The sequence below is a fragment of the Corynebacterium sp. HMSC071B10 genome, from assembly GCF_001814825.1.
Taxonomy (GTDB): domain Bacteria; phylum Actinomycetota; class Actinomycetes; order Mycobacteriales; family Mycobacteriaceae; genus Corynebacterium.
Genome location: NZ_KV817947.1, coordinates 1 through 474, shown reverse-complemented (window position 1 = coordinate 474; position 474 = coordinate 1). Strand labels below are relative to the sequence as shown.

Sequence of the window (474 nt, the reverse complement as noted above, 5' to 3'; positions counted from 1 at the left end):
TACACAAAGCCTTTCTTCGTGCGCACATACGTAATGTCGGCCACCCACAGTTTATTCGGGCCCTGAGCTTTGAACTCACGCTCGACCAAGTCCGGGCGCAGATCAGGCACATTAGCCTTACGGGTTGTGAGAGGTGATCTGCCTTTGCCTTTGCCAGAAACACCGGCCAAGCGCATCAACCGAGCAGTTTGTTCACGACCGATATCAATTCCGTCACGGCGGAGAGCATGCCACATTTTCCGCACGCCGTAGACGCCGTAATTATCCCGATGAACAGCACTAATGCGGTCGACCAGCACAGCATCACGAAGGCGACGAGCACTTAACCCACGGGCCTTGGACTGGCGATACCCACGCGAGGTGATGAACCCACCAGCCCGGTTATCCTTCAACGTCTTACAGATGAACTCGACAGAGAAACGATTCCGGTATTCATCGATGAATCGGATCATTTCCGACGTTTTGGGTCGAGTT

Annotated in this window: 1 protein-coding gene; it reads right to left on the bottom strand. The window is 53.8% G+C overall.

Features of this window, described 5'->3' with window-relative positions:
* Positions 1-452 (bottom strand): IS3 family transposase (locus HMPREF2990_RS12260; protein WP_083316914.1); only part of this gene is annotated, 452 nt, incomplete at its 3' end.
* Between the last annotated feature and the right edge of the window lie 22 nt (positions 453-474).